Here is a 23,843-nt window from a genome sequence, read left to right on the forward strand (position 1 = left end):
TGGCCCCGCGCCCCTCTCGGCGTTCTACAGCGCGCCCCGGCGTTGCAGGACGTTGTAGCAGAACCAGCCGGGGATCACCGGCAGCCAGAAGGTCAGCGCCCGGTACAGGAAGACCGCCGAGGTGGCGATCGGCGCGGCCACACCGCTCAGGGTGAGCGCGGTGATCATGGCGAACTCGACCGCGCCGATGCCGCCCGGGGTGGGGATGGCCGAGCCGGCCGCGTTGGCGGTCAGGAAGACCACCGCGACGGCGGAGAAGCTCATCGAGTACCCGAAGGCCCGGATCGAGGCGTCCAGGCAGGCGGTGAAGCTCAGGGTGAGCAGCACGATGCCGCCGAACCCGGTGAGCAGCTTGGTCGGGCTCTGCATCAGGTCGAGCATCCGGGGCACCACGCCGAAGAACAGCGAGCGCACCCTGGTCACCACGAACCGCCGCAGCGGGCCGACCGCCGCGATCACCAGGGCCAGCACGGCCGCGCTGAGGATCGCGATGATCACGGCCTTGTCGGCGCCCTCGCTGCCCTGCTTCTGACTGCCCGTCACCAGGCCGAAGACGAACAGCAGCAGCAGGTGCCCGCCCAGCCCGGCCAGCTGGGAGGCGCCGACGCTGGCCACCGCGGGGCCGGAACGGATGCCGGACTTCTGCAGGTACCTGGTGTTCAGCGCGATGCCGCCGACCGCGGCGGGCGCGACCAGCTTCACGAACGAGCCGGCCACCTGGGCCGCCACGGTCCGCTTGAACGGCAGCCGCTCGGGCACGAAACCGGTCAGGCTCATCGAGGCGGCCACGTAGGTGAGCGCGGCCGCCGCCAGGGCGGCGGCCGCCCAGGCCCAGTTCATCCGGTCCAGGTTGAACTGCTCGGGCTTGATGGTGGTCAGCGCGAAGTAGGCCGCGAAGGCCAGCGCCACCACGGTGATCACGGTCTTCGGCTTGAGCCGCTCGATCTTCTCCGGCGCCAGCGGGGCCTCCGGGACGACCTGGAGGATCTGGCCGCGGAGCAGGCTGAGCAGGTCCTCGCTCGCCGCCGCGATGTCCTCCTCGGCCTGCTGCTGGGTCCGCTCGCCCGCCGTGACCTGCGCCAGTGCCAGGGCCTGGGCGGCGGACTTGCGCTCCTTGTTCAGCCGGGACAGGTCGATCCGGGTGGAGCGGCTCAGCCCGACCGGCTGGAGCAGCGGCAGCGCCGCGGCCACCCGGTCGGCGCCGAGCACCCCGTTGGCGACCGCGACCGAACGCTCAGGGCCGATCCGCAGCGCGAAGGTGGTGAGCAGCTGGGCGACGTCGATCCGCAGGGTCAGGTCGCCGGCCGCGATGTCGCCGCCGGACAGGTTGACCAGGTAGCCGGTCTTCTCGTCGACCACCAGCAGCGATTCGCCGGTCAGCCGGCGGTGGGCGATCCGGCGCTCGTGCAGCGCGTCCACCGCCTCCCAGAGCGAGGCCATCACCTGGTCGGTGATCTCCTCGTCGGAGAGCTCGTCCAGCAGTCGGCCGGACAGCTTCTCGTACACCAGGATGGCGGCGTCCGGGCCGAGCTCGGAGGTGGCCACCAGCTGCGGGGCGCGGGCGCCGGAGGCGGTGGCCGCGTAAGCGATCAGCGCCTCCTGCTCCAGCGCCTGGCGCAGCGACTGCGGGCTGCGGCGGACCGCGACCGAGCGCAGCCGCAGCCGCCGCCAGGCCCGGTAGAAGAAGCCGGAGGCCTGCTGCTCGCGGTCGATGATGTGCACGTCCAGCGGTGGCCCGGAGTGCTGCTCGACGTAGTACCGCCGGGTGCCGCCCGGGGCGTCCGGGGCGCGGTGCGCACCGGCGGGGGCGAAGCCGACCTTGCGCAGGCCGATCATCAGGTGCTGCCCGGTCGGACGGATGTTGGGGGAGCCGATCGCGTACAGCGTGGCGTAGGCGACCGACCAGCCGATCAGCACGGTCAGCATCAGCGAGAGCACCGTGGTGTACCCGCTGATCAGCTCGGTCAGCCCGCTGAGCACCACCACCGACCAGAGCGCCACCCGCCAACGCGGGCGGCTCGACATGCCGACCGCCGTCATGTAGGCGATCACCGGCGCGAGGTAGCCGTGCACGGGGTCGGTCAGCACCGGCTCGCCGCCCGGGGGCAGTTGGGTGAGCGCGGTGCGGACGGTCTCCGGGGCGCCGGCGGCGACCCACCAGTCCACCCCGAGCGAGGTCCCGTACGCCAGCACCGAGGCGAGCACGCCGTCGGCCACCCGCAGGCCGTCCCGCTTGATCAGCCGCTCGACCGCGAAGGAGAGCGGGACGGCCAGCACCGCGATGCTGGACACCAGGCCCGCGACCGTGGTCAGCCAGCTGGGGATACGGACCGCGTTGATCGCGATGTCGTGTTCCAGGCCGGAGGTGGTGGAGACCGCGAAGCGGGCCACCAGGAAGAGCGCCACTATGCCGATGAGCCCGGCCAGGAAGCGGATCAGGTCGGACGGGCGGTGCGCCCGGGCGGCGAGCAGCGGCTCGTCCACGGCGAGGTGGTCGCCGCTCGGTGGCTCCTCGGCCACTCCTTCTTCCCCCTTGGTCAACGTCAACGACGGTGGCTGTGGGCCGGGAGATGCGGTGGCGGACCCGTCCGGGCCCTCGTCCACGTCCACTTCTACCGTCCCGGTCATCTGGTCTTGTCCTCGTATCACCACTCACCGCCCCGAAGATGGTGGCACGCCGGGTCGCCCCTTGCGGGACAGGGGCCACATCGGGCGCGCCGAATCCCTCCCTGGGAGTGTCCGGATCGACCGGATGGTGCCGGAACCGTTCCGGTTTTGGCAGGATGCCGGAGGTGACCAACCTTGAGCCGTCCGACGAGCTGCCGCCGTACGCCGAGTCGGTGCTCGACCTGACCGAACGCATCCCGCCCGGCCGGGTGATGACCTACGGGGACGTCGCCGAGTACCTCGGCCGGGGCGGCCCCCGGCAGGTCGGCCGGGTGATGGCGCTGTACGGCTCGGGCGTGCCCTGGTGGCGGGTGGTCCGGGCGGACGGCCGCCCGCTGCCCGGGCACGAGCACCGGGCGCTGCCCGAGTACCGGACCGAGGGCACCCCGCTCCGGCTGGTCGGCGGCGAGCCCCGGGTGGACCTCCGGGCGGCCCGCTGGGACGGGCGCTAGCGCCCGGAGCGCGGCGGTAGGCTCGTCCGGGTGTCCTCCCCGTTCCGTCTGGTCCGCAGTCCGCTCGCGCAGCCGGCCCCGCCCGTGCTGGACGAGTACCAGCGGGCCGTGGCCGAGCACACCGACGGGCCGCTGCTGGTGCTCGCGGGGCCGGGGACGGGCAAGACCACCACCCTGGTGGAGTCGGTGGTCCGGCGGATCGAACGTGGTACCGACCCGGAACGCATCCTGGTGCTCACCTTCAGCCGCAAGGCCGCGATGGAGCTGCGGGACCGGACCACTACCCGGCTCGGCAACGGCTCGGCCACCCCGCAGGCCACCACCTTCCACTCGTTCTGCTACGCCCTGCTGCGGGCCCACCAGGAGCCCACCGCGTACGCCGAGCCGCTCCGGCTGCTGTCCGGCCCCGAGCAGGACGTGATGGTCCGTGAGCTGCTGGCCGGTCACGCCGAGGACGTCCGGCTGGGGGAGGGCGGCATCGCCTGGCCGCTGGACCTGCGGGCCTGCCTGACCACCCGGGGGTTCGCCGACGAGGTCCGCGCGGTGCTCGCCCGCAGCCGGGAGCTGGGCCTCGGCGAGGCCGAGCTGAGCCGGTTCGCGGCCGGCGTGCAGCGCCCCGACTGGGCCGCCGCCGCGCACTTCCTGGCCGACTACCTGGACGTGCTCGACCTGCGCGGGGTGCTCGACTACGCCGAACTGGTGCACCGGGCCGTGCTGCTGGCCGAACGGCCGGAGGTCGGCGACGCGCTGCGGGCCCGGTACGACGTGGTCTTCGTGGACGAGTACCAGGACACCGACCCGTCCCAGGTCCGGCTGCTGCGCCAACTCGCGGGCGGCGGAAGGGACCTGGTCGCGGTCGGCGACCCGGACCAGTCGATCTACGCCTTCCGGGGCGCGGACATCAACGGCATCCTCGACTTCCCCGACACCTTCCCGACGGCCGACGGCAGCCGCGGCGAGGTCAAGGTGCTCCGGGTCTCCCGCCGCTCCGGCGCGGTCCTGCTGGCCGCCGCCCGGGAGCTCACCCGGCGGATGCCGATGGGCCGGCTGCCCGCCGAGAAGCTGGCCGCGCACCGCGCCCTGCTGCCGTCCCGCGAGGGCGGCCGGGTCGAGGTGTACACCTACCCGACCCCCGGCGCCGAGCTGGACTCGGTGGCCGACCTGCTGCGCCGGGCGCACCTGGAGGACGGCGTGCCGTGGGGCGAGATGGCGGTGCTGGTCCGGGCCGGCGGCCGGTCCATCCCCGGCGTCCGGCGGGCGCTCGGCGCGGCCGGGGTGCCGCTGGAGATCGACGGCGACGACCTGCCGCTCCGGGAGGAGCCCGCCGTCACCCCGCTGCTGACGGCCCTTCGGGTCTGCGCCCACCCCGCCGCGCAGTGCACCGCCGAGCAGGCGCACACCCTGCTGACCGGCCCGCTCGGCGGGCTGGACGGCTCCGACCTCCGGCGGCTCGGCCGGGCCCTGCGCGAGGAGGAACGGCAGGCACTGCGGGACACCGAGGCGCCCGCCGTGGTCCGCCCGGCCGAGGAGCTGATCCGGGAGGCGCTGGCCGAGCCGGACCGGCTGGTCGCGATGGAGCCCGGCTACGCCCGCCGGGCCCGCGAACTCGGCGTGCTGCTGCGCAAGGTCCGCGAACACCTCGCGGGCGGCGGCGGCGCCGAGGCCGCGCTCTGGGAGCTCTGGGACGGCAGCCGCCGCTGGCGCGAACGGCTGGAGCGGGCCGCGCTGCGCGGCGGCGCGGCCGGCCGCAACGCCGACCGCGACCTGGACGCGCTGTGCGCGCTGTTCGAGACCGCCGCCCGGGCCGAGGAGCAGGTGGCCGGGCACCGGGGCGCCCAGGAACTGCTGGCCGAGCTGGAGGCGCAGGACATCGCCGCCGACACCCTGGCCGTACGGACCGTCAGGCCGGAGGCGGTCCGGCTGATGACCGCGCACCGGTCCAAGGGGCTGGAGTGGCGGGTGGTCGTGGTGGCCGGCGTGCAGGACGGCCTCTGGCCCGACCTGCGCCGCCGCGGCTCGCTGCTGGAGGCCGACCGGATCGGCCGGGACGGCCTGGCCGAGCCGCTCTCCCCGGCCGCGCTGCTGGGGGAGGAGCGCCGCCTCTTCTACACCGCCGTCACCCGGGCCAAGGACCGGCTGATCGTCACGGCGGTGAAGGCCCCGGCCGAGGACGGCGACGAGCCGTCCCGGTTCCTGCGCGAGCTGTACCGGGAGGAGCTCGACCCCAGGACCGGCCGGGTGCTGCGGCGCACCCCGCAGGTGACGGTCGAGGACGTGACGCACCGTCCGAAGCGGCCGCTGGCGGTCTCCGCCCTGGTCGCCGAGCTGCGGGCGGTGACGGTGGACCCGGCGCGTCCGCCCGAGCTGCGCCGGGCCGCCGCGGAGCGGCTGGCCGTGCTGGCGGCGGCCACCGACGAGGACGGCGCCCCGCTGGTGCCGGTCGCCCACCCCGACCGCTGGTGGGGCCTGGTGGACCGGACCGAGTCGGCCGAACCGCTGCGGGACGCCGAGCTGCCGGTGCGGCTCTCCGGCAGCGGCCTGGAGCAGCTGGAGAGCTGCTCGCTGCAGTGGTTCCTGGAGAAGGACGTCAAGGCCGGCAGCACCACCACCGCCGCCCAGGGCTTCGGCAACGTGGTGCACGCGCTGGCCGACGAGGTCGGCTCCGGGCGGACCCCGGCCGACCTGGCGGTGCTGATGGAGCGGCTCGACACGGTCTGGGACGCACTGGCCTTCGACGCGCCCTGGAAGTCCCAGCAGGAGAAGGAGCAGGCCCGGGCGGCGCTGGAGCGGTTCCTGCACTGGCACGTGCTGGAACGCGGCCGGAGCACCGTCGCCACCGAGCACGACTTCGACCTCACCCTGCCGGTCGGCGAGGTCAGCGTCCGGATCCGGGGCTCGATGGACCGGGTCGAGCAGGACGAGGCCGGCCGGGCGTACGTGGTCGACTTCAAGACCGGCAAGCAGCTGCCGACCGACAAGTCGCTGCCCGAGCACAAGCAGCTGGCCGTCTACCAGCTCGCCGCCCGGGCCGGGGCGCTGGACGAGTTCTTCGAGCAGCGCCCCGAGGTCGGTGGCGCCGAACTGGTCCACCTCCGGGCGGAAGCCTCCAAGGCGGAGCCGGACGCCCCCAAGGTCCAGCACCAGGGCCCGCCGGAGGAACCGTGGATCGAGAACCTGCTCGCCGACACGGCCGGCCGGGTCCTGGCGGAACGGTTCGGCCCCCGGACCAGCGAGTCCTGCGCCCGCTGCAACTTCCGCGGCAGCTGCACCGCCCAGCGCGACGGGCGCCAACTGCTCGACTGACACCTGTCGGCAGGCGCTGAGCCATGCACCCCACAGGGGCTCGGGGCTCTGCTGTTGTGCGGCTCCGCCGCGCGGGCGCACGTGGTGCACCACCAGGGGCTCGGGGCTCTGCTGATGTGCGGCTCCGCCGCGTGGGCGACGCCGGCCTCGGAAGGGGAGATCGTTGCGTGGGTGGTCAGGGACTTTCGCGGTGACCCGCCCGCCAGATCTCCTCGCCCACGCGGCGGAGCCGCACATCAGCAGAGCCCCGAGCCCCTGGGTAGTGCAACCGGACGCCCTGCCAAAGGCGCAGCCCCGAGCCCCTGAGCCCCCGGGCCGTAGGCCGAGCGCAGCTCCGGCTCGTCGGTGCCCGCCGTTAGGGTTGGTGGATGCGATCCCTGCTCAGTGACCCGTTCCAGCTCAAGGAGCTGTTGGGGGTCCCGTTCAACCGGGAGCAGATGGCGGCGATCGGGGCGCCGCTGGAGCCTGCGGTGATCGTGGCGGGGGCCGGGTCGGGGAAGACCACGGTGATGGCGGCCCGGGTGGTGTGGCTGGTCGGGTCGGGGGCGGTGCGGCCGGAGCAGGTGCTCGGGCTGACGTTCACCAACAAGGCGGCGGGCGAGCTGGCCGAGCGGGTCAGGACGGCGCTGTTGCGGGCCGGTGTGCTGGACGAGGACGAGGACTCGCTCGGCGAACCGGAGATCTCCACCTATCACGCGTTCGCCGGCCGGCTGCTGAAGGAGCACGGCCTGCGGCTGGGCATCGAGCCGGACGTCCGGCTGCTCGCCGACGCCACCCGGTTCCAGCTGGCCGCGCGGGTGCTGCGGCACTCGCGCGGCCCGTACCCGGCGCTGACCGGTGCGTTCTCCGGCCTGGTCGCCGAGCTGATCGCGCTGGACTCGGAGCTGGCCGAGCACCTGGTGGAGCCCGCCCGGCTGCGGGACTTCGACCGGGAGCTGCTGGACCACGCGGCCACCGTGAAGCTGGGCAACGACGACCTGCGGGCGATCCCGGTGACGTCCCGGGCCCGGCTGGAGCTGCTGGAGCTGGTGGAGGAGTACCGGCGTCGCAAGCAGTCCGCCAACCTGATGGACTTCGGCGACCAGATCGCCGCCTCGGCCCGGCTGGCCCAGCAGCGGCCCGAGGTCGGGGTGTTGTTGCGGGAGCAGTTCCAGGTGGTGCTGCTGGACGAGTACCAGGACACCTCGGTGGCCCAACGCCTCATGCTGGCGGGGCTGTTCGGGTCGGGCAGCGGGCATCCGGTGACGGCGGTCGGCGATCCGTGCCAGGCGATCTACGGCTGGCGGGGCGCCTCGGTGGCCAACCTGGACGACTTCCCGCGGCACTTCCCGCGCCGCAACACCGCGCCCGCGCACCGCTACTCGCTCAGCGAGAACCGTCGCAGCGGCGGCCGTCTGCTCGCCTTCGCCAACCAACTGGCCGTCCCGCTGCGGGAGATGCACGCGGGCGTGGAGGCGCTCCGGCCCGCGCCGGGCGCCGAGTCGGACGGCTTCGTCCGCTGCGCACTGCTGCCCACCCACGCCGAGGAGGTGGAGTGGCTGGCCGACCGGATCGCCCACCTGACCGCCACCGGTACCGCGCCGGGCCGGATCGCGGTGCTCTGCCGCGGCGGTTCGGCCTTCCCGGACATCCATGCCGCGCTGGTCGCCCGGGAGGTGCCGGTCGAGGTGGTCGGGCTCGGCGGGCTGCTCCAACTGCCGGAGGTGGCCGACCTGGTGGCGGTCTGCGAGGTGCTGCAGGACCCGACCGCGAACGCCTCGCTGGTCCGGCTGCTGATCGGTCCGCGCTGGCGGATCGGTCCGCGCGACCTGGCGCTGCTCGGCCGCCGGGCCGCCGCGCTGGTGCGGACCGGGGCGGCCGGCAGCGCCGATCCGCTGGCGGCCGCGGTGGCGGAGACCGATCCGACCGAAGTGGTCTCGCTGGCCGACGCGTTGGAGAGCTTCCTGGACAAGGAGCAGCCCGACGAACTGCCGTTCTCGCCGGAGGCCCGGGTCCGGTTCGCCCATCTGGCCCGGGAGACCAGGGAGTTGCGCCGTTCGCTGGCCGAGCCGCTGATGGACGTGCTGCACCGGGTGCTGGCGGTCACCGGCCTGGAGGTCGAACTCTCCGCCTCCCCGACCGCGTTGGCCGCCCGCCGTCGGGAGACCCTGCACTCCTTCCTGGACGTGGCCGCCGGTTTCGCCGACCTGGACGGCGACCCGGGCCTGTCCGCCTTCCTGGCGTTCCTGCGGGCGGCACAGGAGTACGAGCGTGGCCTGGACAGCAGCCTGCCCGGCGGCGAGGACACCGTGAAGGTGCTCACCGCGCACAAGTCCAAGGGCCTGGAGTGGGACGTGGTGGCCGTGCCCGGGCTGGTCCGGGAGGCTTTCCCGAGCGCCAAGGGCCGGGAGCGCTGGACCAGTACCAAGAAGGTGCTCCCGCACGAGCTGCGCGGGGACGCCGCCACCCTGCCGGTGCTCGGCGACCTGACGCCCAAGGAGATGAAGCTCTTCAAGGCCGAGATGGCCGGGCACTCGGCCACCGAGGAGCTCCGGCTCGGTTACGTCGCCTTCACCCGCCCCCGCGAACTGCTGCTCGCCTCCGGCCACTGGTGGGGCCCGAGCCAGAAGCGGCGGCGCGGCCCGTCGGCCTTCCTCACCGCGCTGTCCGAGCACGCCGCGCAGCCCGGCAACGGCGAGGTCGAGGTCTGGGCCGAGCCGCCGCTGCCGGACGCCGTGAACCCGGCGCTGGACACCTCGGTGGAGACCCCCTGGCCGCTGCCGCTCGACCCCGCCGCCCAGCTGGCCCGCCGCCGGGTGGCCGAGGTGGTGCACCGCCGGCTGGCCGGCGAACCCGCGCCCGGCCCCGAGCGGATGAGCCCGGAGTCGGAGCGGCAGGTGGCCTCCTGGGACCGCGACCTGACGGCCCTGCTGGGTGAGCTGGAACGTTCCCGCCGGGCGGTCCGGGAGGTACCGCTTCCTGCCTCGCTCTCCGCCACCCAGCTGCTCCGGCTCTCCGCCGACCCGGACGGCTTCGCCCGGGAGCTGGCCCGCCCGATGCCGCGCCCGCCGCAGCCCGCCGCCCGCCGGGGCACCCGCTTCCACGCCTGGGTGCAGGCCCGGATCGAACCGCTGCTGCTGGTGGATCCGGACGCGCTCCCCGGCGTGGACGACGACGGCATCGAGGACGAGCACGACCTGGACCGGCTGAAGGAGGCGTTCCTGCGCAGCCCGTACGCGAACCGGCGGCCGTACCGGGTGGAGACGCCGTTCCAGCTGGTGCTGGGCGGGCGGGTGGTGCGCGGCCGGATCGACGCGGTCTACCAGGAGGGTGACGGTGGCTCAGGGTCACCAGCAGCCCCCCGCTGGGAGGTGGTGGACTGGAAGACCCAGCGGGAGGAGACCGCCGACCCGCTCCAGCTGGCGATCTACCGGCTGGCCTGGGCCGAACTGACGGGTGTCGAGCCGGAGCAGGTCACCGCCTCGTTCCTCTACGTCCGCAGTGGCCGGATCGAAAGACCGGCCGAACTTCCCGGTCGAAAAGAGTTGACCCGGCTCCTGATCGGGAATGACACAAGTTGAGTCACGCAGAGCATCCATTTCGTCACAGCATCGTGCGAAACCTGTGCGCTGTGCACTATTCGCGCCTATTGTGGGGTCGGTAACCGGTCACCCCCGAACTCCGGCCATCGGTCAGGGCTCCACGACCTGACCCTCTGTCATCACCGCAGGTGTCCCAGGCACCGGCCACCTTCTGCTGGAGAGACCGAAGTTGAGCGCGACCGGATGGATCAGAGACCGGCTCGCGGGGCCGACCCCGGGGGCTGTTCCGGGCACGGTCACCGGGACCTGGCCGAAAACTTCGATGGCACTGCCGTTCATCGGCATGCTGCTGGTGATCGCACTCGACTGGTTCAGCAACTCCGCGGTCACCGTCGAGCCCGCCCTCACCGCTGTCCCCGCGCTGGCCGCGGTGGTCAGCCGACGCACCTGGTACCCCCTGCTGATCGGACTGTTCACCGAGATCGCCGCCTTCGCGCTGGCCGGCTACCACGACGTGCTCGGCCAGTCCGTGCACAGTGCCACCGTCTTCGCGATCGCGCTGGTCGCCGGGATCGGCTGGGTCAGCGCCACCCTGCGGGTCCGCCAGGAGCAGGCCCTCGCCGACGCCCAGTTGGTCGCCGAGGTCGCCCGCCGGGTCCTGCTGCGCTCCGTCCCGGACCGGGTCGGCAGCGTCCGGGCCGCCGTGCACTACGCCGCCGCCGCCGAGCACGCCTCGATCGGCGGCGACCTGTACGAGGTGGTGAACACCCGGCACGGCGTCCGCGCGGTGATCGGCGACGTCCGGGGCAAGGGCCTGGCCGCCGTCGAGACCGCCGCCGCCGTGCTCGGCGCGTTCCGCGAGGCCGCCCACCAAGAGCCCGCCCTCGACCGGGTGGCGGCCTGGCTGGCCGTCAGCCTGGACCGGGCCCTGCACGAGAACGACCACCCCGGCGTGGAGGAGGAGTTCGTCACCCTCCTGCTGATCAGCGTCTGCGCCGACGGCACCGCCGAGATCGTCAACTGCGGCCACCCCGCCCCGCTGCTGCTCCGCCCCGGCCAGGCCCCGCAGCCGCTCGAACTGCCCGAGACGGTGCCGCCGCTCGGTGTCCTCGACCCGGCGGACGTCCGGCCGCCGGTCCAACGCGTCCCGGTCCGGCCGGGCGACCGGGTGCTGCTCTTCACCGACGGCGTCATCGAGGCCCGCGACCACCGGGGCGTCTTCTACCCCCTCGCCGAACGTCTCCCCTACTGCGCGGTCGGCGGCCCGGTCGAGGTCCTCCGCCGCCTCCACGACGACGTGGTCCGCCACGTCGGGCGCAAGCTCGGGGACGACGCCGCGATGCTCCTCCTCCAGTACGAGCCGATCCTCCCCCAGCTCCCGCACCAGAGCGCACAGCTCAGCCAGGCAACCCCAGGGACTCCTTAGACACGTGGTGCACCACCAGGGGGCTCGGGGCCCTGCTGATGTGCGGCTCCGCCGCGTGGGCGACGCCGGCCTTTGCAAGGTGATCGTCGCGTAGCTGGCCAGGCACTTTCGCAGTGACCCGAGCGCCTGCAGAAAGGCTAGAGGTCGACCTCGACCAGGAGCGGGCGGTGGTCGGAGATGCCCGTACGGGGGGCGTCCGTGCTGCCGACGGCGGAGCGGGGGACGCCGGTGGCGAGTACGTGGTCGAACTGGACCGCCGGCCGGTGGGACGGGTAGGTCGGGGTCTTGGCGAGGTCGTGCCAGCCCTGGAGACGGGGGCGGGGCCCCCGGCCGCTGCGGCGGCGGGGCAGCTGCCGCTGCGGCCGCCGGCCGAGTGCGGTGGCGCTGCCCAGCACCGTCCGGGGCACCGCCCCGATCAGGTTGAAGTCGCCGAGCACCAGGTGCGGCTTCGGCAGGTCCGCGATCCAGCGCCGGATCGCCGCGAGCTGGGCCATGTTCCAGCCGGGCACGAAGGACAGGTGGGTGGCGACCACGGTGAACTCGCCCCGCTCGCCCTGGAGCACGGCGGCCAGTGCGGCCCGCGGTTCGTCCGGCACGGGGGTGAGCCCGCGCCGGCCGGCCACCCGGAGCGGCAGGCCGAACGGCGCCGGGGCGAACCGCCGGGCCCGCCACTGGCTGACGGGCAGCCGGGTGAGCAGCGCGGTGCCGTAGGACGGGGCGGGGGAGTCGCCGACCTCGTCGGGGCCGTAGACCTGGAGGCCCGGTACGGCGGGGTCGAGGACCCAGCCGGTGGACGCCGCCGGGCGGCCGTGCAGGGCGGCGGCGAACCGCCAGTCCGTCGCGCCCATCGCCTTGGCGGCCACCGCGGTCTGGTCGGCGAAGCCGGAGCGTTCCTGGTGGCGGTCCACCTCCTGGAGCGCGAGCACGTCCGGGGCCAGCCCGGCGACCGCGTCGGCCAGGGGGTCACCCGGGTCGGCGGGGTAGGGCAGCGGACTGCCGTCGGCGGCCAGCGGCTGGCCGTGCAACAGGTTGAAGGTGGCGATGCGCAGCGGGCTCACACCACGTGACGGTACCGGGAGAGCTTGAGGCCGTGGACCATACCGGGTATACATACTCGGTATGTCCATCCGTCACGGTCTGCTCGCCCTGCTCGATCAGGGCCCGCGCTACGGCTACCAGCTGAGAACCGAGTTCGAGGCTCGTACCGGTGCCACCTGGCCGCTCAACGTCGGTCAGGTCTACACCACGCTCGGCCGACTGGAGCGGGACGGCCTGGTCGCCCCGCACGGTGAGGACGCCGAGGGGCACGTCTACTACGCCGTCACCGACCAGGGACGCGTGGAACTGCGGCACTGGTTCGACACCCCGGTGCCCCGGACCAATCCGCCTCGGGACGAGCTGGCGATAAAGCTGGCGATGGCGGTCACCGTACCCGGGGTGGACGTCGAGGCGGTGGTCCAGGGTCAGCGCCGGCACAGCATGAAGGCACTGCAGGACTACACCCGGCTCAAGGGCCAGGCGTTGACGGCTGAGGGGGAAGGCCGCTCCGACCTGGCCTGGCTGCTGGTGCTGGAGCAGCTGATCTTCCAGACCGAGGCCGAGATCCGCTGGCTGGACCACTGCGAGACCCGGATCGCGCAGTACCGGCCGACGCCCGAACCGGCCCCGCCGCCCGCCCCGCCGGCTCCACCCGCCCCGGCCGCAGAGACGCCCCGCGCCCGCAGGCGCGCCCGTTTCTGATCCACCGTCATCCGATCGAACGTCACAGCAGGGGGAGAGTTGACCACTCAGCAAAACCGGTCCGGCACCGATGCGGTGCTGCACCTGGAGAACGTCACCCGAGTCCACGGCCACGGTGCGGCCGAGGTGCACGCCCTGCGCGGCGTCGACCTCAAGGTGCACCCCGGCGAACTGGTCGCCGTGATGGGTCCGTCCGGCTCCGGCAAGTCCACCCTGCTGACCCTGGCCGGCGGGCTGGACACCCCGACCACCGGCCGGGTGCTGGTCGAGGGGCAGAGCCTCGGCGACCTCTCCCGCAAGCAGCAGGCACAGATCCGGCGCCGGGCGATCGGCTACGTGTTCCAGGACTACAACCTGATACCCGCGCTGACCGCCGCCGAGAACATCGCGCTGCCCCGCGAGCTGGACGGCGTCTCGACCCGGGCCGCCCGGCGCGAGGCGCTCGCGGCCCTCGCCGAGCTGGGCATCGAGGAGCTGGCCGACCGTTTCCCCGACGACATGTCGGGCGGCCAGCAGCAGCGGGTGGCGATCGCCCGGGCACTGATCGGCGAACGCCGGCTGGTGCTCGCCGACGAACCGACCGGCGCGCTGGACTCCACCACGGGTGAGGCGGTGCTCGCCGTCCTGCGGGCTCGCTGCGACGCCGGAGCGGCGGCCATGTTGGTGACCCACGAGGCCCGGCACGCCGCCTGGGCGGACCGGGTGGTGTTCATCCGGGACGGCCGGGTGGTGGACGAGAGCGTCAGCCGCGACGCCGCCAGCCTGCTGGTCTCGGCCGCGACCAACAGCGCCGGACCGGTGGCGGAGTGAAGCTCGGCGCGTGGCGGGTGGCCCTGCGGATCGCCCGCCGGGACGCCCTGCGGGCCAAGGGCCGCAGTGCGCTGGTGATCGCGATGATCGCCCTTCCGGTGCTCGGGGTGGCCGGTGCCGACGTGGTTTTCCGCAGTGCCCAGCTCGAGCCGGAGCAGAAGATCGCCCGGATCATGGGCGAGGCCGACGCGACGGTGTCCGCGTTCGGGCGGGGCATGATCGTGGTCCAGGCGCCGACACCGGGCGAGGGCCTCACCATGGACGGCCTGAGGGAGGGGCAGAAGCCCACTCCCGAGCAGCAGAGGAGCCTGGACGTCGAGCCGGGGGTGCTGGCCAAGGAGCTGCTGCCGGCCGGGGCCCAGGTGATCCCGGTGGTCCGGAGCGAGGGCACCACGGCGACCACCAAGGCCGGCCAGCTGAGGGTCGGGACCAGCGAGGCGGACCTCACGGACCCGATCTGGCGCGGCCGGATCGACCTGATCGACGGCCGGGCGCCGACCGCAGCCCAGGAGCTGGCTGTCACCGGTGAGTTCCTGAAGCTGTCCGGTCTCAAGCTCGGTGACAGCACCACGCTGCGCGGCCTGGACCGGCCCTTCACCATCACCGCCGCGGTGGAGTTCCCCGGCGAGCTGGGCGAGAGCCGGGTGATCGGCCGGCCGGAGGCGCTGACCCAGGCGCTGGCCAAGGCCAACGGGAGCAGGAGCGGCTCGTCCGGAGCCGGCGAGTGGCTGGTCCGGATGCCCGCCGGCCAGAAGATGGGCTGGCCCAAGGTACTGGAGCTCAACAAGTACGGCTTCCAGGTCACCTCGCGCGCCGTGCTGCTCGACCCGCCGCCGCGCTCCGAGATCCCGTACTACAACCAGCCGGACCAGTACAGCGAGGGTCCGGTCGACCGGACCACCCTGGCGGTGCTCGCCACGGTGGTGGGGATGGCGCTGCTGGAGATCGTGCTGCTGGCCGGTCCGGCCTTCGCCGTCGGTGCACGTCGTTCCCGGCGTCAGCTCGGACTGCTGGCCGCCGGTGGCGGTGACCGTTCGCACGTCCGCTCGGTGGTGCTCGGTGGCGGCATGGTGCTCGGGCTGACCGGGTCGGTGGTCGGGGTGGCGCTCGCGGCGGTCACCGTCGCGGTGACCAGGCCGTGGCTGGAGGAGTTCGCCGGCCGCCGGTTCGGCAGCTTCGACCTGGCCCCGCTGGACCTGCTCGGGATCGCCCTGATCGGGCTGGTCACCGGCCTGCTCGCGGCAGTCGTCCCGGCCGTCCAGGCATCGCGGCAGGACGTGGTGGCGGCGCTCACCGGCCGGGGGTCGGTCAAGCCGCCCAGCCGCAAGCTGGCGCTGCTCGGCCTGCTGATGCTCGGCGGCGGCGCGGCGATCGCCCTGCTCGGCCCGCAGGTGGGCGACCGGGCGCTGGCGGTGCTCGGCGGATCGGTGATCGCCGAGCTCGGCATGGTGGCCTGCACGCCGATGCTGGTCGGCCTGTTCGGGAAGCTCGGCCGCTGGCTGCCGCTCAGCCCCCGGCTCGCGCTGCGCGACTCGGTCCGGCACCGGGGGCGGACCGCCCCGGCGGTGGCGGCCGTGATGGCGGCGGTGGCCGGTGCGGTCGCGGTCGGCATCTACGCCACCAGCTCGGACCAGGAGCAGCGGCGGGACTACCAGGCCGCCCTGCCCAGCGGCGCGGTGAAGATCAGCCTGGGGTACGGCCCGGACGCCGAGCCCAGCCTGCTGGCGGCCGAGCGCGCCGCCCTGGAGCAGCAGATGTCCGGGCTCGGCCCGCGCGGCGACGTCTTCGAGACCGGGGTCGGCTCGACCCGACGCGGCGGCAGCGGCTACGTCCAGCTGAAGGTCCCGCAGGAGATCCGCTGCCCGCTGTACGACACCGGTCCGCTCGCCGACGACGAGTACCAGCGGCTCCGCAAGGACCCGCGCTGCGTCCACCCCGCCGGGCACTACGCCTCGGACTTCAACAGTCCCCTGCTGGCCGGTGACGCCACGGCGCTGGCCAACCTGACCGGGGTCCGCGACCCGGCGGCCGCGCAGGCGCTGGCCCAGGGCAAGGTGGTGGTCCTCGACCCGGACTTCGTCAAGGACGGCAGCATCACGCTGACCCTGGTGGAGCCGATGCCCGAGGAGCAGAACAGCACGACGGGCCTGGTCCCGGGCAGCGGCTCCACGCTGACCAGGGCCGAGCCGAAGCAGCACGACGTCAAGGCGGAGGCGGTGGTGTTCCCGTCGGCGCTGCGCAACCTCGGCGCCTTCGCCAGCCCGGAGACCGCTCGCAGGCTGGGTCTGACGGTCACCGAGGGCGGCTCGGTCTGGCAGCCGGCCGAGATGCCGAGCAGCGCCGACGAACAGAAGGCGGAGGCGGCGCTGGCCAATGTCGTCAGCGATGCCCAGTTCACCGTCGAGCGCGGCTACCGGGGCAAGAACGACCTGGTCCTGCTCGCCCTGACCGGCTTCGCCTCGATCGTCGCGCTGGGCGCGGCGGGCATCGCCACCGGGCTGGCCTCGGCCGACTCGCAGCGCGACCTCACCACGCTGGCGGCGGTCGGTGCCACCGGCGGCATCCGGCGTCGGCTGTCCGGCTTTCAGTGCGGGGTGATCGCCGCGATGGGCGCGCTGCTCGGCACCGTCAGCGGCGTGGTGCCCGCCGTCGCCCTGCGCAAGATCCAGGTCATGCCGATGAGCCCGGACGAACCGGTCCGGGAGGCCGTGATCGCCTTCCCGTGGCTGAACATCGGGCTGACCCTGGTGGTGCTGCCCGCCGTGGCGGTCCTGCTGGCGATGCTGTTCACCCGGTCGAGGCTGACCATGCTGCGCCGCTCGGCCTGAGGCTCCGTCACCTGCGTCACCCCCGCCCCGGGGGTGACGCAGGTAACGAGTCCGCACCTCGGGAGCACGGCGCATCGAGTACCGGTGGCGAACTAAAGTCGTCCGTATGACGAAAACCCCGGACAGCGTCGTCCGCTCCTTCATCGACCTGCACCAGGACGAGTTCCTGCGCGATCTCGCCGACTGGCTGCGTATCCCCTCCGTCTCCGCCGACCCGGCCCGGGCCGGCGAGGTCCGCCGGTCCGCCGAGTGGCTGGCGGAGCAGCTGCGGGCCACCGGCTTCCCGGTGGTCGAGGTCTGGGAGACGGACGGGCTGCCCGCGGTGTTCGCCGAGTGGCCGTCCGGGGACCCGGCCGCGCCCACCGCGCTGGTCTACGGGCACCACGACGTGCAGCCCGCCGCGAAGGAGGACGGCTGGGCGACCGAGCCGTTCGAGCCGACCGTGGTCGGCCGCCGGCTGTACGCCCGGGGCGCGGCCGACGACAAGGGGCAGGTCTTCTTCCACACCCTGGGCCTGCGGGCCCACCTGGCCGCGACCGGCCGGACGGCGCCCGCGGTCAACCTCAAGCTGCTGGTCGAGGGCGAGGAGGAGTCCGGCTCGCCGAACTTCGAGGCGCTGATCCGCCGGGAGGCCGACCGGCTGGCCGCCGACGTGGTCTTCGTCTCCGACACCGGGATGTGGTCCGAGACCACCCCGACCGTCTGCACCGGCATGCGCGGCCTGGCCGACGCGCAGGTCGACCTGTACGGCCCGGACACCGACATCCACTCCGGCTCCTTCGGCGGCGCGGTGCCCAACCCCGCCGAGGTGGCCGCCGAGCTGGTCGCCGGGCTGCACGACGCGGACCGCCGGGTCGCAGTCCCGGGCTTCTACGACGGCGTGGTGGAGCTGACGGACCGTGAGCGCGAGCTGTTCGCCGCGCTGCCGTTCGACGAGGCGCAGTGGCTGCGGGTCGCCAAGTCGTCCGGCACCCGGGGCGAGGCCGGCTACTCCACCCTGGAGCGGGTCTGGGCCCGGCCGACCGCCGAGGTGAACGGCATCTGGGGCGGCTACACCGGCCCGGGCGGCAAGACCATCGTGCCCGCCGAGGCGCACCTCAAGCTGTCCTTCCGGCTGGTCGCCGGGCAGGAGGTCGAGAAGGTCAGGGAGGCCGTCCGCAGCTGGGTGGCCGAGCAGGTGCCCGAGGGCATCCGGTACGAGCTGACCTTCCCCGGGGCCACCCGCCCCTGCCTGACCCCGCTGGACCACCCGGCGCTGAAGGCCACCGTCCGGGCGATGGGCCGGGCCTTCGAGCAGGAGATCCTGTTCACCCGCGAGGGCGGCTCGGGCCCGGCCGCCGACCTGCAGGACGTGCTCGGCGCCCCGGTGCTCTTCCTGGGCATCTCGGTGCCCTCGGACGGCTGGCACTCGGTGAACGAGAAGGTCGAGCTGGACCTGCTCGCCAAGGGCGTGGAGGCCGCCGCCCACCTGTGGAGCGAGCTGGCCGAGAGCTGGCCGCAGGCATGAACCTCCTGGCAGCCACCGACCGCACGTCCGAACGAACGTCCGACCGCACGTCCGACCGAACGGAGAGGGACCGAGTTGAGCACCGCGCCTGACACCAAGCCGCTCGCGCTGGCCAGGGTCGGCGTCGACCGGGCCGCCCAGCACCGCTTCGACGAGCCGTGGCTGGCCGCGGCCTGGAGCCACCCGACCACCAAGGTGCTGCCGATCGCGGGCGGCGAGGTCTTCGTGGTCGACACCGACCAGGGCACCGAGCTGGTGCTGCTGCCCTCGTTCGAGGCGCCGCAGACCGGCGACCGCTACTTCCTCGGCACCGACGAGGACGGCACCTCGTACTTCGCGATGGCGGGTTCCAGCCTGCCGGGGCGGCTGGACGGCGACGCCCGTCCGGCCGGGCTGCGCGAGGTCGGCGCGCTGCTCTCGGACCGGGACGCCGGGCTGCTGGTGCACGCCGTCGCGCTGGAGCACTGGCACCGGCTGCACAGCTTCTGCTCTCGCTGCGGCCAGCCGACCGAGAAGGCCGGGGCCGGGCACGTCCGGCGCTGCACCTCGTGCGCGGCCGAGCACTACCCGCGGACCGACCCGGCGGTGATCATGCTGATCACCGACGAGCACGACCGCTGCCTGCTGGGCCGGCAGGCGATCTGGCCGGAGGGCCGCTGGTCCACGCTGGCCGGCTTCGTCGAGCCGGGGGAGTCGATCGAGCAGGCGGTGGCCCGCGAGGTGCTGGAGGAGGCCGGGGTCAAGGTCGCCGAGGTCGGCTACGTGGCCAGCCAGCCCTGGCCGTTCCCGTCCAGCCTGATGCTCGGCTTCCTGGGGAAGGCCGACCCGGGCGGCACCGCGATCACGGTGGACGGCGAGGAGCTGGCGGAGGCGCGCTGGTTCTCCCGGGACGAGCTGCGGGCCGGGATGGAGGCGGGGGAGATCCTGCCGCCGTCGGGTATTTCGATCGCCCGTCATCTGGTCGAACTCTGGTACGGGGAACCACTGCCGAGTGCGGCTCGCTGGTAGTCCGTCAGTAGGAGTGGAAAGGGGCGTGCGGCTGATTGCCGTACGCCCCTTTCGGTCATCGTGATTCGGTTGTTCGGCTAATTTCGACCGAATTCGAAATTACCTGCTCAGTCGTTCTTCGGGTCGACATCAAGCCAGCAGCTGACGGTCTTCCCGGTCAGCCGGGTGGTGACCGTCCAGTCGCTGCAGAGCGCCCCGACGATGGCCAGCCCGCGGCCGTGGGCGTCCTCGTCGGCCGCCTCCCTGGCCTCCGGCAGGCTGCGGCCGAAGTCGGCCACCGAGATCTGCAGCGTGCGGTCGGTCAGCGCCAGCGTGATCGAGACCGCGCCCCGGCCGTGCCGCAGCGCGTTGGTGACCAGCTCGGACATCAGCAGCTCGGCGCTGTCGGTGAGTTCGGCGGCACCCCAGGCGGCCAGTGCCGTCCGGGTCAGCTGCCGGGCCCTGGCCACGTTGTGCGGCTGCGGCGGGAAGCTCGCGGTGGCGGACCAGGCGCCCCGGTCGGCCGCCTCCAGGGCCCGCCCCGGGCGGTGGTCGGCACCGGCGGCCCCGGTGTGTGGAAGATTGATCGGCCGCGCCTTGAAGTGGCGCGCGGTACTGGTCACGGGCATGGCTCCGCCCCCGGGTGTACGTGGCTGGATGCGACCCTTCCGGTCAGACTTTCGTCAGGACCGGAGAGCCGCCGGGCGACTGCGAACGACCTGGTCGGGGTCAATACCGAGTTCCCCGATCTCGGCCAATATTGGCCGGTTTCGCTGAAATGGCGCAAGCCGGATCGCTACATTCACTCGGGTGACAATCCCACGGGGCAGTACCCAATCACCGAAGTACCAACGACTCGCCGCCGACCTGCGCCGCCGGATCGCCGCCGGGGAGTGGCGGGGCGACGCGCCACTGCCGGTCGAGACCGAGCTGGAGCAGCAGTACGGCGTCGCCCGGAACACCGTCCGGCTCGCGGTCGACGTGCTGGTCAACGAGGGCCGGCTGGTCCGGCTGCAGGGCAAGGGCACCTACCTGAAGGAGCATCCGGTGCTGGACCACCGGGTGTACGGCCCGGCCCTGCTGCCGGGCCAGCTGCCCGGGCAGCGGGACTGCCTGGCCGCGCCGACCGAGGTCTACGCCCGGGAGGCCAGGGCGGCCGGGCGCCGGCTCACGGTCGACTTCGAGATGCTGATCGTCCGGGCCCGGGTGGACATCGCCGAGCGGCTCGGGCTGCGGCCCGGCGAGGCGGTGGTGGTGCGCCGGCAGCTCCGGCTGCTGGACCGCGAGCCCTACTCGATCGAGGAGAGCCACTACCGGGCGGGCCTGGCGGCGGGCACCCCGCTGATGGAGCCGGACCCGGTGCCCGGCGGCGACGAGGCGGTGCTCGCCGCGCTCGGCCGGACCGAGATCGGCGCGGTGGACCACCTGGTCTCCCGGATGCCGGGCCCGGAGGAGGCGGCCTGGTTCCAGGGCGGCCCGGGCGCCCCGCTGCTGGTGCAGACCCGGGTCGGCTACGACGCGCGCGGCCCGGTCCGGGTGATCGAGACCAGGTACTCGGCGGACCGCTGCCGACTGGTCTACGGGCTCGGCGAGCTGAGCGCCAGGCCGGTGCCTGAGACACCGGTGGCCCCGCCCCGGGAGGAGCGGAGCCACGGGTTCTGACGCGCCGTCGGCGCGCTCGTGACGCTCGGTCAGCCGGCCAGCGCGGCCTGCACCTGACGGAGGCTCGGGTTGGTCATCACGACCTGCTCGCCGCCGTTGACCGGCTTGACGATCACGGTCGGCACCACCTGGTTGCCGTTGTTGACCGACTCGACGTAGGAGGCCGAGGCCGGGTCCTCCTCGATGTTGATCACGTCGTAGCCGATGCCCTCGCGGTCCAGCTGGCTCTTCAGCCGGTTGCAGTACCCGCACCAGGTCGTGCTGTACATCGTGACGCTGCCGGACATGGCGGTGAACTCCTTCGGGAGGGGGCGTGCGGTCAAGGCCGACAACGTCCGGCGGGCGACGGAACATTCCGTGCGCCCGGCCGGTGTGCGGCGTACCACGCGCGCCGGTCGGCGAGCTGATTATCCGTTGAGCGGGCGGGGCCTGTGGACAACCCGGGCGGGAACGTCGGTCCGCCCTGCGAGGATGGACGGCATGCAGGAAGAGCTCTCAGGTCTCCCCGGCCGGTACGACACCCCCTACGGCACCGCCTACGGCGACCCGGCGCCCAGCGGCGCCGACGCGGTGCTGGCCGGGCTCGACCCGGAGCAGCGGGCCGTCGCGACGGCCCTGCACGGCCCGGTCTGCGTGCTCGCGGGCGCCGGCACCGGCAAGACCAGGGCGATCACCCACCGGATCGCCTACGGCGTGCGCAGCGGCGTCTACCAGCCGCAGCAGGTGCTCGCGGTGACCTTCACCGCCCGCGCCGCCGGGGAGATGCGCGGCCGGCTGCGCCAGCTCGGCGCCGAGGGCGTGCAGGCGCGGACGTTCCACTCCGCCGCGCTCCGCCAGCTCCAGTACTTCTGGCCGCGCGCGATCGGCGGCGAGGTGCCCCGGCTGCTGGAGCGCAAGGTCCAGCTGGTGGCCGAGGCGGCCGGGCGCAGCGGCCTGCGGGTCCAGCGCACCGAGCTGCGCGACCTGACCAGCGAGATCGAGTGGGCCAAGGTCACCCAGATCGTGCCCGACGACTACCCGGCCGCCGTGCTCAAGACCGGCCGCGAGGCCCCGCGCGACCCGGCCGAGATCGCCCGGGTCTACGCCACCTACGAGCAGTCCAAGCGCGACCGCGGCGTGATCGACTTCGAGGACGTGCTGCTGCTCACCGCCGCGATCCTGGAGGACCGGCCGGAGATCGCCGGCCAGGTCCGGGCCCAGTACCGGCACTTCACGGTTGACGAGTACCAGGACGTCTCCCCGCTCCAGCAGCGCCTGCTGGACCAGTGGACGGGCGGCGGCGCCAGCCTCTGCGTGGTCGGTGACGCCAGCCAGACGATCTACTCGTTCACCGGCGCCACCCCCGACTACCTGCTCAACTTCCGGGCCCGGCACCCCGAGGCCACCGTGGTCAAGCTGGTCAGGGACTACCGCTCCACCCCCCAGGTGGTGCACCTGGCCAACGGCCTGCTGGCGAAGGCGAGCGGCCAGGCCGCCCAGCACCGGCTGGAGCTGATCTCGCAGCGCGAGGCCGGCCCCGAGCCGGTCTACGCCGAGTACGTCGACGAGCCGACCGAGGCCGAGACCACCGCCCGGGAGATCAAGGCGCTGCTCGCCAAGGGCGTCCGGGCCAGCGAGATCGCGGTGCTGTTCCGGATCAACAGCCAGTCCGAGGTCTACGAGCAGGCCCTCGCCGACCTCGGCATCTCGTACCAGCTCAAGGGCGCCGAGCGGTTCTTCGAGCGCCCCGAGGTACGGGACGCGGTGATGCTGCTGCGCGGCGCCGCCCGGGCCGGCTCCGACCCGCTGACCGCCGACGCGCCGGACTTGGCGGGCCAGGTCCGCGCGGTGCTGGCGAGCCGGGGATTCACCCCCGCGCCGCCCGCCGGTTCGGGCACCGTGCGCGAGCGCTGGGAGTCGCTGTCCGCGCTGGTCCGGCTCGCCGAGGAGTTCGAGGCGGCCCGGCTGACGGCCGGTCAGATCGCCGACCTGGGGGCGTACGTGGGCGAACTCGACGCGCGCGCGGCCGCCCAGCACGCCCCCGCGGTGGAGGGCGTCACGCTCGCCTCGCTGCACGCCGCCAAGGGCCTGGAGTGGGACGCGGTCTTCCTGGTCGGCCTGACCGAGGGCACCCTGCCGATCATCTACGCCAAGACCGACGAGCAGGTCGAGGAGGAGCGCCGGCTGCTCTACGTCGGCGTCACCCGGGCCCGGCTGCACCTGTCGCTCTCCTGGGCGCTGTCCCGCTCTCCGGGCGGCCGGGCCAGCCGCAAGCCCACCCGCTTCCTGGACGGCCTGCGGCCGGGCTCCAGCGCCTCCGGGCCGCGTGGCAAGGGCGGCCGCGGCGGGGTCGAGTTCGGTGCCGAGCGGTCCGCCGCCCGCAAGGTGCGCGGCCCGGTCAAGTGCCGGGTCTGCGACCGCACGCTGACCGACGCGGTCGAGCGCAAGCTCCGCCGCTGCGAGAGCTGCCCGTCGAACATGGACGAGGCGCTGTACGAGCGGTTGCGCGAGTGGCGCTCGGTGCAGGCCAAGAAGCAGGGCGCCCCGGCCTACGTGGTCTTCACCGACGCGACCCTGATGGCGATCGCCGAGGACGTCCCGGCCAGCGAGCGCGAGCTGGCCGTGATCTCGGGTGTGGGCGCGATGAAGCTGGACAAATACGGGGCCGCCGTGTTGTCGTTGTGTGCCGGGGAGGAGCCCGTGGACGAGTCCACGGACGAACCCCTCGACGAGACTCAGGGGGAGTCTGAGGAGTCGGCCTGAGCCGCTCCCGAGAGCCGCCCGGGGCGCTCTTCGAAACTCGCCGGAAAAATAGTTTGCGCGCCGTACATGCGGCGCAATAGCCTGCCGGAGCGGTCAAGGGGACGAGATCGCGAGGCCGCGAGGGTCTCGCTTTCGCGCGCCTGCCGGTATTACCGCACCACCTGCACGACCCGCACCACCCGCATCACCAGCACGACC

Annotated in this window: 15 protein-coding genes; 11 read left to right on the forward strand and 4 right to left on the reverse strand. The window is 73.6% G+C overall.

Going from position 1 to position 23,843, the window contains the following annotated elements:
• Positions 1-24: 24 nt before the first annotated feature.
• A complete protein-coding gene (locus OHV05_RS21510) occupies positions 25-2,628 on the reverse strand; it encodes a flippase-like domain-containing protein (protein WP_405019122.1) in 2,604 nt (867 codons plus the stop codon).
• 155 nt (positions 2,629-2,783) lie between these two features.
• On the opposite strand from OHV05_RS21510, the gene OHV05_RS21515 reads away from it, so the two are divergent.
• The 4 genes from OHV05_RS21515 (at position 2,784) to OHV05_RS21530 (ending at position 11,369) form a co-directional block, all read left to right on the forward strand.
• Entirely contained in the window at positions 2,784-3,119 is a 336-nt protein-coding gene (locus OHV05_RS21515) for an MGMT family protein (protein ID WP_405019123.1), read from the forward strand.
• A 30-nt stretch (positions 3,120-3,149) separates the two neighbouring features.
• On the forward strand, positions 3,150-6,422 hold the full coding sequence (locus OHV05_RS21520; RefSeq protein WP_405019124.1) for an ATP-dependent helicase: 3,273 nt from the start codon (positions 3,150-3,152) through the stop codon (positions 6,420-6,422).
• Positions 6,423-6,790: 368 nt separating this feature from the next.
• Positions 6,791-9,982: a UvrD-helicase domain-containing protein gene (locus OHV05_RS21525; protein ID WP_405019125.1), complete on the forward strand. Its 3,192-nt coding sequence runs from the start codon at positions 6,791-6,793 to the stop codon at positions 9,980-9,982.
• A gap of 283 nt (positions 9,983-10,265) precedes the next feature.
• Entirely contained in the window at positions 10,266-11,369 is a 1,104-nt protein-coding gene (locus OHV05_RS21530; protein WP_405019126.1) for a PP2C family protein-serine/threonine phosphatase, read from the forward strand.
• 137 nt (positions 11,370-11,506) lie between these two features.
• Here the strand turns inward: OHV05_RS21530 and OHV05_RS21535 are convergent, their stop codons facing one another.
• Positions 11,507-12,427, reverse strand: coding sequence for an endonuclease/exonuclease/phosphatase family protein (locus OHV05_RS21535; protein ID WP_405019127.1), 921 nt, complete (start codon positions 12,425-12,427; stop codon positions 11,507-11,509).
• Positions 12,428-12,488: 61 nt separating this feature from the next.
• Here OHV05_RS21535 and OHV05_RS21540 point away from each other — a divergent pair, with 61 nt between their 5' ends.
• The 5 genes from OHV05_RS21540 to nudC all read left to right on the forward strand — a co-directional run bounded on the left by OHV05_RS21540 (position 12,489) and on the right by nudC (position 19,262).
• Complete coding sequence (locus OHV05_RS21540) at positions 12,489-13,109, forward strand: PadR family transcriptional regulator (protein ID WP_405019128.1); 621 nt, start codon at positions 12,489-12,491, stop codon at positions 13,107-13,109.
• Between the two features lie 39 nt (positions 13,110-13,148).
• A complete protein-coding gene (locus OHV05_RS21545) occupies positions 13,149-13,919 on the forward strand; it encodes an ABC transporter ATP-binding protein (RefSeq protein ID WP_405019129.1) in 771 nt (256 codons plus the stop codon).
• A complete protein-coding gene (locus OHV05_RS21550) occupies positions 13,916-16,747 on the forward strand; it encodes an FtsX-like permease family protein (RefSeq protein WP_405019130.1) in 2,832 nt (943 codons plus the stop codon). Before OHV05_RS21545 ends, OHV05_RS21550 begins: the two co-directional genes overlap by 4 nt.
• A gap of 106 nt (positions 16,748-16,853) precedes the next feature.
• Complete coding sequence (locus OHV05_RS21555; RefSeq protein WP_405019131.1) at positions 16,854-18,254, forward strand: dipeptidase; 1,401 nt, start codon at positions 16,854-16,856, stop codon at positions 18,252-18,254.
• A gap of 75 nt (positions 18,255-18,329) precedes the next feature.
• The gene (nudC, locus tag OHV05_RS21560; RefSeq protein WP_405019132.1) at positions 18,330-19,262 is read left to right on the forward strand and encodes an NAD(+) diphosphatase; all 933 of its coding nucleotides are present in this window, start codon (positions 18,330-18,332) and stop codon (positions 19,260-19,262) included.
• A 107-nt stretch (positions 19,263-19,369) separates the two neighbouring features.
• Here nudC and OHV05_RS21565 read toward each other — a convergent pair whose 3' ends face one another.
• The gene (locus tag OHV05_RS21565; RefSeq protein WP_405019133.1) at positions 19,370-19,864 is read right to left on the reverse strand and encodes an ATP-binding protein; all 495 of its coding nucleotides are present in this window, start codon (positions 19,862-19,864) and stop codon (positions 19,370-19,372) included.
• A gap of 187 nt (positions 19,865-20,051) precedes the next feature.
• On the opposite strand from OHV05_RS21565, the gene OHV05_RS21570 reads away from it, so the two are divergent.
• Positions 20,052-20,903 carry a GntR family transcriptional regulator gene (locus tag OHV05_RS21570; protein ID WP_403034693.1) on the forward strand — a complete coding sequence of 284 codons (852 nt, stop codon included), beginning with the start codon at positions 20,052-20,054 and terminating at the stop codon, positions 20,901-20,903.
• 29 nt (positions 20,904-20,932) lie between these two features.
• Here OHV05_RS21570 and OHV05_RS21575 read toward each other — a convergent pair whose 3' ends face one another.
• Positions 20,933-21,190: a mycoredoxin gene (locus OHV05_RS21575; protein WP_350661091.1), complete on the reverse strand. Its 258-nt coding sequence runs from the start codon at positions 21,188-21,190 to the stop codon at positions 20,933-20,935.
• Between the two features lie 283 nt (positions 21,191-21,473).
• Between OHV05_RS21575 and OHV05_RS21580 the strand changes: the two genes are divergently transcribed.
• Positions 21,474-23,645: an ATP-dependent DNA helicase UvrD2 gene (locus OHV05_RS21580; RefSeq protein WP_405021510.1), complete on the forward strand. Its 2,172-nt coding sequence runs from the start codon at positions 21,474-21,476 to the stop codon at positions 23,643-23,645.
• The last annotated feature ends 198 nt before the right edge of the window (positions 23,646-23,843 follow it).

Source organism: Kitasatospora sp. NBC_00070 (genome assembly GCF_045041205.1).
In the GTDB taxonomy this organism is placed as follows: domain Bacteria; phylum Actinomycetota; class Actinomycetes; order Streptomycetales; family Streptomycetaceae; genus Kitasatospora.

Bases quoted from the DNA above. Each gene is read 5' to 3' on its own strand.
- OHV05_RS21575 (WP_350661091.1), bottom strand. From the start codon at position 21,190: ATGTCCGGCAGCGTCACGATGTACAGCACGACCTGGTGCGGGTACTGC.
- OHV05_RS21525 (WP_405019125.1), top strand. From the start codon at position 6,791: ATGCGATCCCTGCTCAGTGACCCGTTCCAGCTCAAGGAGCTGTTGGGG.
- OHV05_RS21510 (WP_405019122.1), bottom strand. From the start codon at position 2,628: ATGACCGGGACGGTAGAAGTGGACGTGGACGAGGGCCCGGACGGGTCC.
- OHV05_RS21515 (WP_405019123.1), top strand. From the start codon at position 2,784: ATGCCGGAGGTGACCAACCTTGAGCCGTCCGACGAGCTGCCGCCGTAC.
- OHV05_RS21540 (WP_405019128.1), top strand. From the start codon at position 12,489: ATGTCCATCCGTCACGGTCTGCTCGCCCTGCTCGATCAGGGCCCGCGC.
- OHV05_RS21530 (WP_405019126.1), top strand. From the start codon at position 10,266: ATGGCACTGCCGTTCATCGGCATGCTGCTGGTGATCGCACTCGACTGG.
- OHV05_RS21555 (WP_405019131.1), top strand. From the start codon at position 16,854: ATGACGAAAACCCCGGACAGCGTCGTCCGCTCCTTCATCGACCTGCAC.